Here is a 16528-nt window from a genome sequence, read left to right on the forward strand (position 1 = left end):
CTTCCTGGACGCCTAAAGAATATCCTCAGCGGGGCAGAAGTATTCCGGTAGCGGCATGCGAGTTTCAGGCATGCCGCTACTCGTGAGAAACTAACCCGGTGACTCAAACAACGGTGCCCGTAATTTTCGATCTGGACGGCACCCTTGTCGATCCAGCCGGCGGTATCACAGGAGGAATATCCGCGGCCCTGCGCGAAATGGACCTCCCGGTCCCGGAACAGGCCGTGCTGAACGCCATGGTTGGCCCCAAGCTCAGCGATGCACTCCTGCATCTGGCGAATGTTCCGACCGAATTGGTCGATGAAACCATTTCCCGTTACCGGCGGCATTACAGGGAAACCGGTATTGGCCAGAGCAAGTTGTATCCGGGAATATTCGACCTCCTTGAATTCTTTGCCGAAACGGGGCGGGCCGTCGCCGTTGCAACCCAGAAGCCTCAAGGTATTGCCCGGATTGTCCTTGAGCATCACGGTATTGCGGATTTCTTTGTCTCCATTAGGGGAGCTTCCGACGACGAATCGCTGGCAGCCAATTCCGCGTCCGGAAAGATCGGGATTGTTGGCGCGGCCTTGGCTGATCTCCACTCCCAGCCTGCTGTGATGGTGGGGGACCGGCACCAGGACGTTGCCGGAGCAATGGCCAATGGCCTTGACTGCATTGGTGTTGGCTGGGGTTTCGCTTCGGACGGCGAACTGGAGGAAGCCGGTGCGGTTGCCGTGGTCGGCAGCACCCTTGAGTTGCGAACCAAAATTGAAGAACTTGACGCTGTCCGCGCGGCGGCCCTGAGCGAGGTACAAAACGATGGCAGTCTTTGATGCGATCCGCTGGACAACGCGTGGACTGATCTCCACCACGTGCCGGCCCACGGTCATTGGACTGGAGAACGTGCCAACAGAAGGCCCGTTCATTGTGGCGCCAAACCATCTCTCTTTCCTGGACAGCGTCATTGTCCAGGCGCTCATGCCCCGTCCAGTAGCGTTCTTCGCCAAGGCGGAGTATTTCACCACCAAAGGCGTTAAGGGCGCCGTGATGAAGTCCTTCTTCGAAGCCGTCGGTTCCATCCCGGTGGAACGCGGTGAACAGGCTGCCAGCGTGCAGGCCCTGAAAACCCTTCTGGACATCCTGGAGTCCGGCAAGGGCATTGGAATTTACCCGGAGGGCACCCGCTCCCGTGACGGCATCCTTTATCGCGGCCGGACCGGCGTCGGTTGGTTGGCGCTCACCACGGGCGCACCTGTAATTCCCGTGGGCCTGATAGGCACGGAGAAACTGCAGCCAGCGGACAAGAACGCCGTCCGCCCCCAGCACTTCACCATGAAGGTTGGCGAGCCGCTCTACTTCGACAAGACGGGGCCCGGACCATTCCCTTCCAGCACGACGCCAGGTGACGGACAAGATCATGGATGCCATAGCTGCCCTCAGCGGACAGGAACGGTCCTCAAGCTACAACCAAAGCAAGTCGGTGGAGTGAGCGGGCTGGCGTAGGCTGCCGATCCTGTTCACTAGACTGGAATCGTGGCAAATCCAGCAAGTTACCGGCCCCAAACGGGTGAAATTCCCACCACCCCGGGCGTCTACCGTTTCCGCGACCCCCACGGCCGGGTTATCTACGTGGGGAAGGCCAAGAACCTCCGTTCCAGGCTGAATTCCTACTTTGCAAACCCGTCCGGGCTTCCACCCAAGACGCATGCCATGGTCCATGCCGCGAGCAGCGTGGAGTGGACGGTTGTGGGTAGCGAATTGGAGTCGCTACAGCTGGAGTACACCTGGATCAAGGAATTCAAGCCGCGTTTCAACGTGGTCTTCCGGGACGACAAGACGTATCCCTACCTGGCCGTCACCATGGGGGAGAAGTACCCCAGGGTGCAGGTCATGCGTGGCGAACGCAAGAAGGGCACCAGGTATTTTGGCCCCTATACCGCGGGCGCTATCCGGGAAACCATGGACACCCTCCTTCGCGTGTTCCCGGTCCGCAGCTGCAGCGCGGGCGTTTTCAAGCGCGCACAAGCCAGTGGGCGCCCTTGCCTTCTTGGCTACATCGACAAATGCGCAGCACCCTGTGTTGGCCGCGTGACGCCGGAGGAGCACCGTGAACTTGCGGAGGACTTCTGCGCCTTCATGGGCGGGGAAGCCAAACGCTTCATCAACCGGCTGGAAAAGGATATGGCGGCCGCCGTCGCAGAACTCGACTATGAGCGCGCCGCACGGCTCAGGGACGACATCATCGCTTTGCGCAAGGTCTTCGAACGCAACGCCGTAGTCCTCGCCGAGGATACGGACGCCGACGTCTTCGCGCTGCATGAAGACGAGCTCGAGGCGTCCGTGCAGGTGTTCCACGTCCGCGGCGGCCGGGTCCGTGGACAGCGTGGCTGGGTGGTGGAGAAAGTCGAAGACGCCACGACGCCCGAACTCATCGAGCACCTGCTGCAACAGGTGTACGGGGAAGACAGCGAGGTCCAGGGCCGCATTCCCCGGGAAGTACTCGTTCCGGAGAATCCGAGCAACCATGCCGAGCTGAGTGAATGGCTGGGCAGGCTCCGCGGAGCAAAAGTGGATATCCGCGTGCCCCAGCGAGGTGACAAGGCTGCGCTCATGTCAACGGTCCGCGAGAACGCCGAGCAGGCGCTGAAGCTGCACAAGACGCGCCGGGCCGGGGACATCACCGTCCGTTCGCTGGCCCTTCAGGAGCTACAGGAGGCCCTTGAGCTTCCGGTTCCGCTGCTTCGGATCGAATGCTTCGATATCTCGCACGTCCAAGGAACCAACGTGGTGGCGTCCATGGTGGTGGTGGAAGACGGCCTGCCCAAGAAGTCCGATTACCGTAAGTTCTCCATCACGGGAGCGGCGGCAACCGATGACACCGCCGCCATGCACGATGTCTTGACGCGCCGCTTCCGCCACTACCTCACCGACAAGGCCGCCCAGGTTCCCGTCTCCGGTGAAATCATCAACCCAACCCGTGCGGGCACCGCCGCGGCTGCCCCTGGAACTGAAACGCCGCCGTCGGACCCCACCATGCCGGCCCCCAAAGCCAAGTTCGCGTACCCGCCCAACCTGGTGGTGGTGGACGGTGGGCAGCCGCAGGTCAACGCTGCAGCGCGTGCATTGGCCGGGTTGGGCATCGACGACGTCTACGTGGTTGGCCTGGCAAAGCGCCTTGAAGAGGTCTGGCTCCCCGACAGCGACTTCCCGGTGATCCTTCCCCGGACGTCGCAGGGCCTGTACCTGCTCCAGCGCATCCGCGATGAAGCCCACCGCTTTGCCATCACGTACCACCGGCAAAAGCGCGGCAAGGCCATGACAGTGTCTGCCCTGGACGGCGTTCCGGGCCTGGGAGAAGCCAAACGCAAGGCCTTGGTGGCACATTTTGGGTCCCTCAAGAAGATCAGGGCGGCCAGTGTGGAGGAACTCACCTCCGCCAAGGGCATCGGTCCGGCGTTGGCAGCTGCAGTCGTGCAGCATCTGGGCTCCAGCGAAGACGCAGGTGAAACCGCTCCTGCCGTGAACATGACCACCGGCGAAATCCTCGAATCTTAGCTAGGGTAAGAACTTGACCGGTGGCCGCAACTGCGATGCCACCGGTCAGGCCGTAACAACCACTTGTCGAGGAAACGGGGACCACTGATGGATGAGGCAACGGCAGGAGCCGGCGCGGAGCAGGACGGACTAACGCCCGTCAAGCCGGCGGAGGCGGAACTGCTGGTGGTTACCGGCATGTCGGGGGCGGGCCGCAGCACCGCTTCGGACGCCTTGGAGGACCACGGTTGGTACGTTGTGGACAACCTTCCTCCCCAGATGCTTGGCACCCTGGCGGAAATTGTCTCGCACGCGCCCAAATCCATCCCGAAGCTGGCCGTAGTGGTGGATGTCCGAAGCAAGGACCTCTTTACCGACATCCAGACAGCTCTGGGGGGCCTTGAGCGCCACCGGCATCACGTTCCGGGTGTTGTTCCTCGATGCCAGCGACGAAGTCCTGGTCCGCCGGTTCGAACAAGGCCGGCGGCCGCATCCGCTGCAGGGCGGGGGACGGATCCTTGACGGAATCGGCATAGAGCGTGAAGTCCTGCGCGAACTGAGGGAGCATGCCGACGTTGTCCTGGACACCAGTGAGTTCAACGTGCACGGCCTTGCAACAGCCATCACTGAATTGTTCAGCGATACCGGACCTGTGACGCTACGGCTGAATGTCATGAGTTTCGGGTTCAAGTACGGCTTGCCTGTTGACGCCAACTTCGTAGCCGACGCCCGTTTCATTCCCAACCCGCACTGGGTGCCGCAGCTACGTCCCCATACAGGACTGGATGAGGACGTCAGCGACTACGTGCTCTCTGCCGATGGGGTGCAGGATTTTGTCGACCGTTACGTCAAGGCCCTTGAGCCGGTCCTGGACGGTTACCGCCAGGAGAACAAGCACTACGCCACCCTGGCCGTGGGATGCACCGGTGGCAAGCACCGTTCGGTGGCAGTCGCCGTCGAGCTCTCCAAACGCCTCGCGCAATATCCGCGCGTTACCGTGACAACCACCCACCGCGACCTGGGGCGTGAGTAATGGGAGTCCTCACAGGTCCGTTGCCCCTCATCCCGCCAAAGGGCGTTCCGGGCAGCCAGCAAAACAAAAGTCCTTCGGTCGTGGCCCTCGGCGGCGGACACGGACTGGCCGCGTCGCTCTCCGCACTTCGTTTGTTGACGTCGGAACTGACGGCGATCGTCACGGTAGCTGACGACGGCGGCTCCTCCGGGCGTCTTAGGGACGAGTACGGCGTCCTCCCGCCCGGCGACCTGCGCATGGCACTGAGCGCGCTCTGCGACGACACCGACTGGGGGCGGACATGGCGGGACGTCATGCAGCACCGCTTCACTGCCGGAACCGCCAAGGGCGGTTCGTTGGACCACCACGCCATGGGCAACCTGCTCATTGTCACGCTCTGGGAGCTGCTGGGGGATACCGTGGCCGGCCTCAAATGGGCCGGGGCGCTGCTGGGCGCGCGGGGCCAGGTGCTGCCCATGTCCAGTGTTCCCCTGACCATTGAGGGCCAAGCCCGGGTGGAACTGCCCGGCGGTGGATATGAACTGCAGACCGTCAGCGGCCAGGCAAAGTGCGCCGTTGCGGGAAAACTGGACGAAGTGCGGCTGCTGCCCGAGGACGCCCGGGCCTGCACCGAGGCCCTCACCGCGATCGAGCTCGCCGATTGGGTCATCCTCGGACCAGGGTCCTGGTACACCTCGGTATTGCCTCATTTGCTGCTCCCCGAGCTTCGGCAGGCCTTGGGGGATACCGCTGCCAAGCGCTGCCTCACCATGAATCTTGACGTCGAAACCAAGGAAACGTCCGGCATGACGGCGGCCGACCACCTGGATGTCCTGCGACGCTATGCGCCGGAGTTCAGCGTCGACGTCGTACTCGCCGATCCCTCCGCGATCCAGGACCTGAAGGCCTTTGAGAAAGCAGCGGGGATGATCGGTGCGGAGGTGGTGTTGGGTAGAGTAGGGGCTTCGAGGCGCCGCCCTGTCCATGATCCACTGCTCCTGGCAGCGGCGTACCACGATATTTTCGGGAACAGTTAGGAATACACACGCGATGGCACTTACCGCGTCGGTCAAGGACGAACTGTCCCGGCTGGACATAAAGAAATCTTCAGTCCGTAAAGCTGAGGTTTCGGCGATGCTCCGCTTTGCAGGGGGCTTGCATATTATCTCGGGACGAATCGTTATCGAGGCTGAGGTGGACCTGGCTTCCACCGCTCGGCGGCTGCGTGCCGCGATTGCAGAGGTGTACGGGCACCAGAGCGAGATCATCGTGGTTTCAGGTGGCGGCCTGCGCCGGGGGAGCCGCTACGTGGTCAGGGTTGTCCGCGACGGCGAAGCCCTTGCCCGCCAGACAGGTCTGCTGGACGGTCGCGGCCGCCCGGTGCGCGGCCTGCCTTCCGTAGTTGTCAATGGGTCCGCGGCCGATGCGGAAGCCGTCTGGCGCGGAGCTTTCCTTGCCCATGGCTCCCTCACCGAACCGGGTCGTTCGTCGTCCCTGGAAGTAACCTGCCCCGGACCGGAGTCCGCGCTGGCACTGGTGGGTGCCGCCCGCCGTCTGGGCATACAGGCCAAGGCCCGAGAAGTCCGCGGCGTAGACCGCGTGGTCATCCGCGACGGTGACACTATTGCCGCGCTCCTCACCCGGATGGGCGCTCATGACGCCCTGATGGTCTGGGAGGAGCGGCGCATGCGCAAGGAAGTCCGGGCTACTGCCAACAGGCTGGCCAACTTTGATGACGCCAACCTGCGCCGCTCGGCGCAGGCCGCCGTAGCGGCCGGCGCCAGGGTTGACCGGGCACTTGAAATCCTGGGCGATGATGTTCCGGACCACCTGAAGTACGCAGGCGAACTCCGGGTCGCCCACAAGCAGGCCAGCCTGGACGAACTGGGCCGCCTTGCCGATCCGCCCATGACCAAGGACGCCATTGCAGGCCGGATCCGTCGCTTGCTCGCGATGGCTGACAAACGCGCGCTTGATCTCGGAATTCCGGGTACGGAAGCAAATGTGACTCCGGAAATGATGGACGAATAGTTCCCGCCCATAGAATCGAGATCGTGTGGAGGAAATACTGCGAGGGCGCGGCGGGTTGTTCCCGTTGGTGGCAGGAGCAGGCTTCTTCCCCAGAGATTTCCGGCTGGCCTGCCGGCCGGATGAACACAACGAGAGTTACCAAACCGGACTTCGGTCCATTACATTGGAGGATTTCGTGACAGAGTACGTTCTGCCCGAGCTCGGCTACGACTACGCAGCTCTTGAGCCGCACATTTCGGCGAAGATCATGGAGCTGCACCACAGCAAGCACCACGCCGCCTACGTTGCAGGTGCCAACAACGCCCTCAAGCAGCTCGCTGAAGCCCGCGAATCGGGCGACTTCGCCAACATCAACCGCCTCTCCAAGGACCTCGCGTTCCACACCGGCGGACACATCAACCACTCCGTGTTCTGGAACAACATCTCCCCGGATGGCGGCGACAAGCCTGAAGGCGAACTCGCAGCAGCCATCGAGGACGCTTTCGGTTCGTTTGACGCTTTCCGTGCCCAGTTCACCGCTGCCGCACTGGGCCTGCAGGGTTCCGGCTGGGCCTTCCTGGCCTACGAGCCCATCGGTGGCAACCTCGTCATCGAGCAGCTCTACGATCAGCAGGGCAACGTCGCCGTTGGCACCACCCCGTTGCTCATGCTGGACATGTGGGAGCACGCGTTCTACCTGGACTACGTCAACGTCAAGGCTGACTACGTCAAGGCATTCTGGAACATCGCGAACTGGGCAGACGTCGCCAAGCGCTTCGAAGCAGCCCGCGCCAACGCTACGGGCCTCATCGTTCTGTAGCTGGTGAGGCCCGGTTCACGCTGATGTAACAAAAGTCACATTAACGGTGAAATGGGACCAAATACTGGAAAGCCTGCCCCCGCAGTTGCGGGGGCAGGCTTAGTTAAACGTAAGATGGGTCACGGAAGGCGGTTAGCCTTCAGCAACGTGGCTGGTCGCCCTCCGATCTGATAATCACCTCTGCCCAATGACGTGCGGGGTCTGTTAGTTGGAAATATTGATCCGACTCACTAGGCGTGCTTGCAAGAGCACCAAGGAGATTGACACATAGTGACCACCCGTATTGGTATCAACGGCTTCGGCCGCATCGGCCGTAACTACTTCCGCGCAGCACTGGCCCAGGGCGCAGACCTTGAGATCGTCGCAGTCAACGACCTCACCAGCCCCGAGACCCTCGCCCACCTCCTGAAGTACGACTCCGTCGGTGGCCGTCTGACCCAGTCCGTGGAAGTCAAAGAGGGCAACCTCGTTGTTAATGGCGAGTCCATCACGGTTCTTGCTGAACGCGATCCCGCGAACCTTCCCTGGGGCGAGCTCGGTGTTGACATCGTCATCGAATCCACCGGGTTCTTCACCAAGGCTGCAGCTGCGCAGAAGCACATCGACGCCGGCGCCAAGAAGGTGCTCATCTCGGCACCTGCCAGCGATGAAGACATCACCATCGTCATGGGCGTGAACCACGAGCTCTACGATCCTGCGGCACACCACATCATTTCCAACGCATCCTGCACCACCAACTGCCTTGGGCCGCTGGCCAAGGTAGTCAACGACGCCTTCGGCATCGAGCGTGGCCTGATGACCACGGTCCACGCCTACACGGCCGACCAGAACCTGCAGGACGGCCCCCACGGAGACCTCCGCCGTGCGCGCGCTGCCGCCATCAACATGGTTCCTACCTCCACCGGTGCCGCAAAGGCCATCGGCCTGGTCCTGCCGGAGCTCAAGGGCAAGCTGGATGGCTATGCGATCCGCGTCCCGGTCCCCACCGGTTCCGCCACGGACCTCACGGTCACTGTTTCCCGCGAAGTTACGGTCCAGGAAGTTAATGCCGCGGTCAAGGCCGCTGCTGAGTCCGATCAGTTCGCCGGGATCCTGAGCTACACGGATGCCCCTATCGTCTCCTCGGACATCGTCGGCGACCCCGCTTCCTCGATCTTCGACTCCGGCCTGACCAAGGTCATCGGCAACCAGGTCAAGGTTGTTTCCTGGTATGACAACGAGTGGGGCTACTCCAACCGCCTCGTCGACCTCACGGAGCTCGTCGCATCCAAGCTGGGCTAGGGTAGACACATGACATCTCACACCCTCAACGAACTCATCGCTGAAGGTGTCCGCGGGCGGTACATTCTGGTCAGAAGTGACCTTAATGTGCCGCTCGACGGCTCTACAGTGACCGACGACGGCCGCATCAAGGCCTCCCTCCCGGTCCTTAAGAAGCTCTCGGACGCCGGTGCCCGTGTGCTCGTAACCGCCCACCTCGGCCGCCCCAAAGGGGCCCCCGAGGAAAAGTACTCTTTGAAGCCCGCAGCAGCCCGCCTCGCGGAACTTGCGGACTTCAACGTCCGATTGGCTGCCGACACAGTTGGGGACTCCGCCAAGGAGTCTGCAGCTGCACTGCAGGACGGCGAAGTACTCATCCTGGAGAACGTCCGCTTTGACGCCCGCGAGACCAGCAAGGACGACGGCGAGCGCGGCGCATTCGCTGACGAGCTGGTTGCCCTGACGGGCGACAACGGCGCGTTCGTGGATGACGCCTTCGGCGCAGTCCACCGCAAGCACGCCAGCGTTTACGACGTCGCAACGCGGCTGCCGTCTTACCTCGGCGACCTCGTGCACACCGAGGTGGAAGTTCTCCGGAAGCTCACCGCGGACACCCAGAGGCCTTACGTCGTTGTCCTGGGCGGTTCCAAGGTCTCGGACAAGCTGGCAGTCATCGACAACCTTCTTGGCAAGGCAGATACCATCCTGGTTGGTGGCGGCATGCTGTTCACCTTCCTGGCCGCCGAAGGCCACAAGGTTGCCGGCAGCCTCCTGGAAGAAGACCAGATTCCGGTGGTCCAGGACTACCTCAAGCGCGCGGCTGATGCCGGTACTTCGTTCGTGATTCCCACGGACGTTGTGGTTGCAAGCCGATTCGCGGCGGATGCCGAGCACGAAGTCGTCCGGGCGGATGCCATTGAGGAAAGCTCCTTTGGTGCCTCCGGCATCGGGCTGGACATTGGGCCCGAATCCGCGTCTGCATTTGCAGCGCAGATTGAAGGAGCCAAGACCGTCTTCTGGAACGGCCCCATGGGCGTCTTCGAATTTGAAGCATTCTCCAGCGGCACGCGGGCTATCGCGCAGGCACTCACTGACACTGTGGCCTTCACAGTGGTCGGTGGCGGCGACTCCGCCGCAGCAGTAAGGACCCTCGGCTTCGAGGATTCCCAGTTTGGCCACATCTCTACCGGTGGCGGGGCAAGCCTGGAATACCTTGAAGGCAAGGAACTTCCGGGCCTCAGCGTCCTGGACCGCTAAACAGCAATCCGGCCGGCAGGACGCCCTCGCGTCCTGCCGGCTGTTTCCATTTATCAACGCATTCTTGGAGTTCATGTGACTACCTCTGCCAACGGCAACTTTGTCCGAAAGCCCTTCATCGCAGGCAACTGGAAGATGAACATGGACCATGTCCAGGGCATCACCTTGCTACAGAAGCTCGCCTGGAACCTCTCTGACGCCAAGCATGACTACAACCGTGTAGAGGTTGCCGTCTTCCCTCCGTTCACTGATCTCCGCGGCGTGCAGACGCTCGTACAGGGCGACGAACTTGACGTTGTTTACGGCGGACAGGATCTGTCCCAGTTCGACTCCGGAGCCTATACCGGTGACATCTCCGGACAGTTCCTCAGCAAGCTGGGCTGCACCTACGTACTGGTAGGGCACAGTGAACGCCGGACCATCCACAACGAGTCCGACGACGTCCTGAACGCAAAGGTCAAAGCCGCGTTCCGCCACGGTGTCACACCGGTCCTTTGTGTCGGTGAAGGCCTCGAAATCCGTCAGGCAGGAACGCACGTGGAGCACACGCTGGCGCAGCTGCGCGCCGGCGTCGAAGGCCTCACTCCGGAACAGGCCCGCTGAGCTTGTGGTCGCCTATGAACCTGTGTGGGCTATCGGAACAGGTGAAGTCGCAGGTCCGGACGACGCACAGGAAATGTGTGCAGCTATCCGCGCCGAACTTGCCAAGCTCTTCGACGAGGGCGTAGCTGAGAAGACGCGCCTTCTGTACGGAGGCTCCGTCAAGGCAAACAACGCTGCCGCCATCATGGCGGAAAACGATGTTGACGGCCTGCTTGTGGGTGGCGCCAGTTTGGACCCAGCTGAGTTTGCTAACATTGTCAGGTTCGAGAGCCACCTCGTCACGGACTAGTCCGGCTCCCGATTTCCGCTTCTTCGAAAGGCCGTCGTGGACGTTCTTCATGTCATTCTGCAGATCCTGCTGGGCGTAACCAGCCTTCTGCTGACGCTGCTCATTCTTCTCCACAAGGGACGTGGAGGCGGTTTGTCCGACATGTTCGGTGGGGGAATGAGCTCCGGATTGAGCTCCTCCGGTGTCGCTGAGCGGAACCTGAACCGCTTCACCATCATTCTTGGCGTTACCTGGGGAGTCGTCATCATCGGCCTTGGCCTGATCATGCGCTTCACTTCGGGTGGCGATTCTTAAAAGTTCGTGTGGGAAGGCTCCTGCAAGGGAGCCTTCCCGGCACTTCCGGATCATTCGGCACCAAACACCAGTGCCGCCGTCGTACCCCTCGCATTAGACTGGCCCTGTTGGCCGTAAGGCCTACGGGCCGTGACGGCCAACCACCGAGTCGCTAGGGGTTCGAAAATGGTTCATGGCACGCCTGGTTACCGGGGCACCCGTGTTGGTGTAGCACTGGGATCTGCCCCTCGACATCAAAGCGACCACGGCGATGGAGAACAACTGCCGCGTATTCGTGTCCCATATTGGTGCGCCAAGGGACACGAGACGCGGCTTGTTTTTCTTAAGCTGCCGGACGAACAAATACCCAAGACCTGGGACTGCCCCAAATGCGGCCTTGTGGCATCCAGAGACCCGGGCCAGGTTACGGAAGCCCGGCCGGACGACGACCTCTTCAAGTCCCACCTGGATTACGTTAAAGAACGACGCTCCAGCCAGGACGCCGAAATCGTCCTGGCTGGAGCGTTGGAGCGGTTACGCGCCCGCGGGGTCCTTCCGGACCAACTGCTGGGGGACACGTGACGCAGCGTTCTCGTCAATGAGCCACAGGGTCCTGGAGCGCCCCACGGGGCCCGCTGCGGGGACCTGAACAGGATTGGCACCTGCCAAGGCAAGGCCCACAGCACCGGCCTTGTCTTCACCCGCTACCACCATCCAGATTTCCTGCGCCGTGTTGATGGCGGGCAAGGTCAGGGAAATGCGCGACGGCGGCGGCTTGGGTGAGTTTTCAACGCCCACCACTGTCCGGTTCTTCTCCCTGATGGCAGCCTGTTCCGGGAAGAGGGACGCGACATGGGCGTCCGGACCTACACCGAGCAGGAGTACGTCGAAACGCGGAAGGACGCCGGGCTCCTCCGGGCGGGTATCGGACATGTCAGCTGCGTGCTCTGCCTCAGCTGCTGCCTTCAGCCTGTCGGCATAGTCAGCCGCAGCGTCGTCAGCTGAAACGAACTCGTCCGAGGAACCGGGCTCGTGGACCCGGGCAGGGTCAACCGGCAGGTGAGCGAGCAGGGCCTGGTGTGCCTGGCGGGTGTTGCGGTCATCGCTGTCTGCTGCGACAAAGCGCTCATCACCCCACCAGAAGTTCACCTTTGACCAGTCGACAGCTGGTGCCGCGGCCGAGTCCGCCACCGCTTTCAGGGTGCCGATCCCGACAGTTCCTCCTGTCAGGACCACCGTGGCCTCACCGTGCTTGTCCTGGACATCCACAAGCTTGGTGATAAGGCGGGCCGCAATGGCCGCCATGAGCACCTTGGAATCGGGGTGGATGCTTACTCTGGGCTCAGCGTGCACTGGTCTGGACTCTCCTCTGACTGGTTAATGGCAGTCCCATCGTAATCACTTCTCCGAAGACTTCGTCGGGGTCCAGCCGGCGGAGTTCTTCGGCAAGGCAATCCTTCAGGCTGCGTCGGGGGAGGGTGATGCGCTGCGCGGGCTGACCCGGCTGCGTTAGCTCTGCCACGGACAATCCCGGGCGGAAAAGTTGGACGTCACCGCTGGCACGCGTCATGCGGACGCGGCGGATTCCCGTACCGGCCGGATCGGCAACGATCGTTACAGGCGCCTGCAGGGCAAGGCTCAACCAGGCTGCCAGTAGCAGGGTACTCGGAGAGTCCGAAGCACCTTCCACCGCAACGGCCGAGACAGGATCGCCGTCCACTTGGTCGAACACGGCAGCAAGCTGCATGCGCCAGTTCGTCAGGCGGGTCCATGCGAGATCGGTGTCGCCTGCCTTGTAGGTCCGACGAATGTTCTCCAGTGCTTGGGCGGGGTCGGGCTCATTCGCGGAGTCCGTGATGCGACGGTGTGCAATACGACCGATGGACGTCTCGCAGGCACTTTCCGGTGCGCCGTGGGGCCACCACGCCACAATCGGTGCGTCCGGAAGCAGGAGGCCTGATACCAGGGACTCGCTTTCGTGGGCCATGTGGCCGAATCCCCGGAGAACGATGACTTCGGAAGCACCGGCGTCGCCGCCAACGCGGATCTGCGCGTCGAGGCGGTCCGGTGCTTCTGCCCCGGCATCGGCAAGCACGATGATGCGGCAGGGGTGTTCGCGGCTGGCCTCGTTGGCTGCCTCGATGGCGTCTTCTTCCTGTCCGGACTTCGTGACGACCACCAGGGTCAGGACCCGGCCCAGGGCGATCACGCCGCCCTGTTCCCGCAGGGACATGATCTTTTTGGAGATCTTGGAGGTGGTTGTGTCGGGAAGATCTACGATCATGGCCTTCTCCAGGTTCGTCCGTCGCGGGCCAGGAGCTCATCGGCTGAAGCCGGCCCCCAGCTGCCCGGTGCATAGGGTTGCGGTTGTTCGTCCAGGCCCGCCCAGTACTCTTCGAACGGGTCCAGGATCTTCCAGGACAGCTCAACTTCCTGATGGCGCGGGAACAGCGGCGGTTCGCCCAGGAGTACGTCCAGGATGAGCCGTTCGTAGGCTTCGGGGCTGGACTCGGTAAACGAGTGGCCGTAGCCGAAGTCCATCGTGACGTCGCGGACCTCCATTTGCGTGCCCGGGACTTTGGAACCGAAACGGATCGTGGCGCCCTCATCAGGCTGGACACGGATCACCACGGCGTTCTGGCCGAAGTCGTCATCGTTGTGATCGCGGAACAGCAGGTTGGGCGCACGCTTGAAGACAACCGCAATTTCGGTCACGCGGCGGCCCAGGCGCTTCCCGGCACGCAGATAGAACGGCACCCCGGCCCAGCGGCGGGTGTTGATATCCACACGGATCGCGGCGTACGTTTCGGTTTTGGAATCAGCAGGAATGCCGTCCTCGTCCAGGTAGCCAAGGACTTCCTCGCCACCCTGCCAGCCGCCGGTGAACTGTCCGCGGGCGGAGTGGGTGGAGAGGTCATCCGGCAGCTTGACGGCGGCCAGGACCTTTTCCTTCTCGGCCCGCAGGTCATCGGCGTTGAAGGAAATGGGCTCCTCCATTGCCGTAAGCGCCAGCAGTTGCAGCAAGTGGTTCTGGATGACGTCGCGGGCAGCACCCACGCCGTCGTAATAGCCTGCGCGGCCACCCGTGCCGATGTCCTCGGCCATGGTGATCTGGACGTGGTCAACGTAGTTGGCGTTCCAGAGGGGCTCGAACAGCTGGTTCGCGAAGCGCAGCGCCAGGATGTTCTGGACCGTCTCCTTGCCGAGGTAATGGTCGATCCGGAACACCGCATCCTGCGGGAACACAGACTCCACGATGTCGTTCAGCTGACGGGCAGACTCGAGGTCGTGGCCGAACGGCTTTTCGATAACTACACGCCGCCATTGCCCGGGCTTCGCTTGGGCCAGGCCATGCTTGGACAGCTGGCGACAGACCTGCTCGAACGCCTTGGGCGGGATGGAGAGGTAGAAGCCGTGGTTGCCACGCGTGCCGCGGGTTTCATCCAGTTCCTCCAACACGTCACCGAGGCGCTCAAAGGCGTCGTCGTCGTCGAATTCGCCCTGAACGAAGCGGATGCCCGAAGCCAACTGTTCCCAGACAGCTTCGTCAAACTTGGTCCGTGCATGGGCCTTGACGTTCTCCTTCACCTCTGCGGCGAAGTCGGCGTTATCCCACTCACGGCGTCCGAATCCAACCAAGGCAAAGCTGGGCGGAAGCAGGCCGCGGTTCGCGAGGTCATAGACCGCTGGCATGAGTTTCTTACGGGCGAGGTCCCCGGTGACTCCGAAGAACACCAACGACGACGGCCCGGCGATGCGGTTCAGGCGCCGGTCCCGCGGATCCCGCAAGGGATTCCGCAGGCCGGCGTTCTTCCTGCCGTTTTCAGTTTCTGGCATGTTTGGTTTTGTGCCTTAGCTTTCGAGTGCGCTGGCCTGGCCGGCCAGAGCAGCGACGACTTCCTGGAGTTGGGCTACGCCGGCAGCACGCTCGGTGAGGTGCAAGCGCAACACAGGACGGCCATGGCCTTCCAGGACCTGGGCATCCCCGGAGGCCTGTGCAGCAATGAGCTCCCCGAATGTGAAGGGGCGGTCCGGGATTTCCAGATCCAGGGACGACGCTGCGGTGATCTGGAGGAACACACCAATAGCCGGACCGCCCTTGTGGAATTGTCCCGTGGAATGCAGGAACCGCGGGCCCCATCCGAACGTCACCGGACGGCCGGAGACTGCGGCAAGTTCGTCACGGATGCCCTCAAGGGGTGCGTGGGAGATGCGGTCCAGGTAAGCCTGGACACTGAGGTAGCCATCCGTGCCGAGCTGGGCCAGAAGGGCCTGCACGGCTTCAGGTGTCGTGGACGCACTACCGAGCCAATCTCCGCCGCGAACCTCTACGACGCCGTCAGTGAAAGCCGCGGGCGTGGGCTCAGGGCGGGCATCCAGAAGGCCGCGCGCGGCCACCTTGGCAGCCTCGACGTCGGGCTGGTCAAACGGGTTAATGCCCAGGAGGCGTCCAGCTACGGCGGTGGCGAATTCCCAGAGGAACATCTGGGAAGCGAGACCACCAGCGATGGCTACTTCGTTTTCACGAAGTTCGACGTCGGCGTCCGCACTGACCAGCCGGACCACCAGGACATCCTCGGCCCCGTTGAGGGCCTCGGGGGAATCAGGTCCTGCAACAACAGGCAACACACCCGTGCCCAGCTTGCCCGTGGATTCAGCGATGAGCTGCTCGGCCCAGTCGGCGAAGCCGACAATGCCGGAACCATCCTCGGCAATGACGATCTTGTTGCGCAGAGGATTGGTACCACCCAGGGCAATGCCCAAAGCAAGACCAATGTTGTCCTCCGAATCCTCATTGAGGATCTCGGCAGCCTCCTCAGCTTCGTCCAGGAAAGCCTGGATATCCACGCCAGCCAGGCCACATGGGACAAGCCCGAATGCCGTGAGCGCAGAGAACCGGCCCGCCGACGTTGGGATCGGCGTTGAAGACTGCACGGTAGCCGGCTTCGCGGGAAGCCTTGTCCAGCGGAGAACCCGGATCCGTGACGATGATGATCCGGCTCTTCGCATCGATACCGGCGTCGTTGAACGCCTTCTCGAACACCCTGCGCTGGGAGTCAGTCTCAACGGTTGAACCTGACTTGGAGGAAACCACAATCGCGGTCTCCACCAACCGGTCCGTCAAAGCAGCGTTGACCTGCTCAGGATCCGTGCTGTCCAGCACAGTCAGCTCGACACCGGCGGTGCCGGCAATGACCTCGGGAGCCAAGGAGGAGCCGCCCATGCCACAGAGGACAATACGGGAGACGCCCTCGGCGCGGAGAGCATCGCGAAGTTCGAGAATGCTCTCCACCAAAGGTTGCGATACGGCGGCAGCCTCAACCCAGCCCAGGCGGATTGCCGACTCGGACTCCGCTTCAGGACCCCACAGCGTATGGTCTTTGGCGAAAATCCGTGTGGCGACCTTGTCGTCTACCAGGCTGGAGATGTTCTGGGCGATGGCCTGCTGCGCGGCACCGCTGGCGTCGTAGCTGATTGTGCTCATGGT

Annotated in this window: 12 protein-coding genes and 4 pseudogenes; 12 read left to right on the forward strand and 4 right to left on the reverse strand. The window is 62.4% G+C overall.

From position 1 onward, the window contains the following. The first annotated feature begins 98 nt into the window (after window positions 1-98). The 12 genes and pseudogenes from LDP01_RS03490 to LDP01_RS03545 all read left to right on the forward strand — a co-directional run bounded on the left by LDP01_RS03490 (window position 99) and on the right by LDP01_RS03545 (window position 11622). The gene (locus tag LDP01_RS03490) at window positions 99-815 is read left to right on the forward strand and encodes an HAD hydrolase-like protein (protein ID WP_224090223.1); all 717 of its coding nucleotides are present in this window, start codon (window positions 99-101) and stop codon (window positions 813-815) included. After that, window positions 802-1471 (forward strand): annotated as a pseudogene (locus LDP01_RS03495) (lysophospholipid acyltransferase family protein). Before LDP01_RS03490 ends, LDP01_RS03495 begins: the two are co-directional and overlap by 14 nt. A 44-nt stretch (window positions 1472-1515) precedes the next feature. Next, window positions 1516-3537, forward strand: coding sequence for an excinuclease ABC subunit UvrC (gene uvrC / locus LDP01_RS03500; RefSeq protein ID WP_224090224.1), 2022 nt, complete (start codon window positions 1516-1518; stop codon window positions 3535-3537). Window positions 3538-3624: 87 nt separating this feature from the next. Then, window positions 3625-4549 (forward strand): annotated as a pseudogene (rapZ, locus tag LDP01_RS03505) (RNase adapter RapZ). After that, window positions 4549-5565 carry a gluconeogenesis factor YvcK family protein gene (locus tag LDP01_RS03510; RefSeq protein WP_224090225.1) on the forward strand — a complete coding sequence of 339 codons (1017 nt, stop codon included), beginning with the start codon at window positions 4549-4551 and terminating at the stop codon, window positions 5563-5565. Before rapZ ends, LDP01_RS03510 begins: the two are co-directional and overlap by 1 nt. Before the next feature lie 13 nt (window positions 5566-5578). After that, complete coding sequence (whiA, locus tag LDP01_RS03515; protein ID WP_018777554.1) at window positions 5579-6559, forward strand: DNA-binding protein WhiA; 981 nt, start codon at window positions 5579-5581, stop codon at window positions 6557-6559. Between the two features lie 175 nt (window positions 6560-6734). Next, on the forward strand, window positions 6735-7358 hold the full coding sequence (locus tag LDP01_RS03520; protein ID WP_216925790.1) for a superoxide dismutase: 624 nt from the start codon (window positions 6735-6737) through the stop codon (window positions 7356-7358). Window positions 7359-7628: 270 nt separating this feature from the next. Next, the gene (gene gap, locus LDP01_RS03525) at window positions 7629-8639 is read left to right on the forward strand and encodes a type I glyceraldehyde-3-phosphate dehydrogenase (RefSeq protein WP_224090226.1); all 1011 of its coding nucleotides are present in this window, start codon (window positions 7629-7631) and stop codon (window positions 8637-8639) included. A 9-nt stretch (window positions 8640-8648) separates the two neighbouring features. Continuing rightward, a complete protein-coding gene (locus LDP01_RS03530; protein ID WP_224090227.1) occupies window positions 8649-9875 on the forward strand; it encodes a phosphoglycerate kinase in 1227 nt (408 codons plus the stop codon). A gap of 75 nt (window positions 9876-9950) precedes the next feature. Beyond that, window positions 9951-10767 (forward strand): annotated as a pseudogene (tpiA, locus tag LDP01_RS03535) (triose-phosphate isomerase). 36 nt (window positions 10768-10803) lie between these two features. Beyond that, entirely contained in the window at window positions 10804-11061 is a 258-nt protein-coding gene (gene secG, locus LDP01_RS03540) for a preprotein translocase subunit SecG (protein WP_216925786.1), read from the forward strand. Between the two features lie 165 nt (window positions 11062-11226). Continuing rightward, window positions 11227-11622, forward strand: coding sequence for an RNA polymerase-binding protein RbpA (locus tag LDP01_RS03545; protein ID WP_224090228.1), 396 nt, complete (start codon window positions 11227-11229; stop codon window positions 11620-11622). On the opposite strand, the gene pgl is transcribed toward LDP01_RS03545, so the two are convergent. From pgl to LDP01_RS03565, 4 genes and pseudogenes are all read right to left on the reverse strand, one after another. Beyond that, the gene (gene pgl / locus LDP01_RS03550; protein ID WP_224090229.1) at window positions 11575-12393 is read right to left on the reverse strand and encodes a 6-phosphogluconolactonase; all 819 of its coding nucleotides are present in this window, start codon (window positions 12391-12393) and stop codon (window positions 11575-11577) included. The two genes, LDP01_RS03545 and pgl, sit on opposite strands and share 48 nt — an antisense overlap. After that, window positions 12383-13324 (reverse strand): glucose-6-phosphate dehydrogenase assembly protein OpcA, encoded by a 942-nt coding sequence (locus tag LDP01_RS03555; protein ID WP_224090231.1) that lies wholly within the window; start codon window positions 13322-13324, stop codon window positions 12383-12385. The genes pgl and LDP01_RS03555 overlap by 11 nt, the downstream gene beginning before the upstream one ends. Beyond that, window positions 13321-14877, reverse strand: coding sequence for a glucose-6-phosphate dehydrogenase (zwf, locus tag LDP01_RS03560; protein WP_224090233.1), 1557 nt, complete (start codon window positions 14875-14877; stop codon window positions 13321-13323). Before zwf ends, LDP01_RS03555 begins: the two co-directional genes overlap by 4 nt. 15 nt (window positions 14878-14892) lie before the next feature. Then, window positions 14893-16525 (reverse strand): annotated as a pseudogene (locus tag LDP01_RS03565) (phosphoglucose isomerase-related protein). Window positions 16526-16528 lie beyond the last annotated feature (3 nt).

Source organism: Arthrobacter sp. StoSoilB13 (genome assembly GCF_019977255.1).
In the GTDB taxonomy this organism is placed as follows: Bacteria; Actinomycetota; Actinomycetes; order Actinomycetales; family Micrococcaceae; genus Arthrobacter.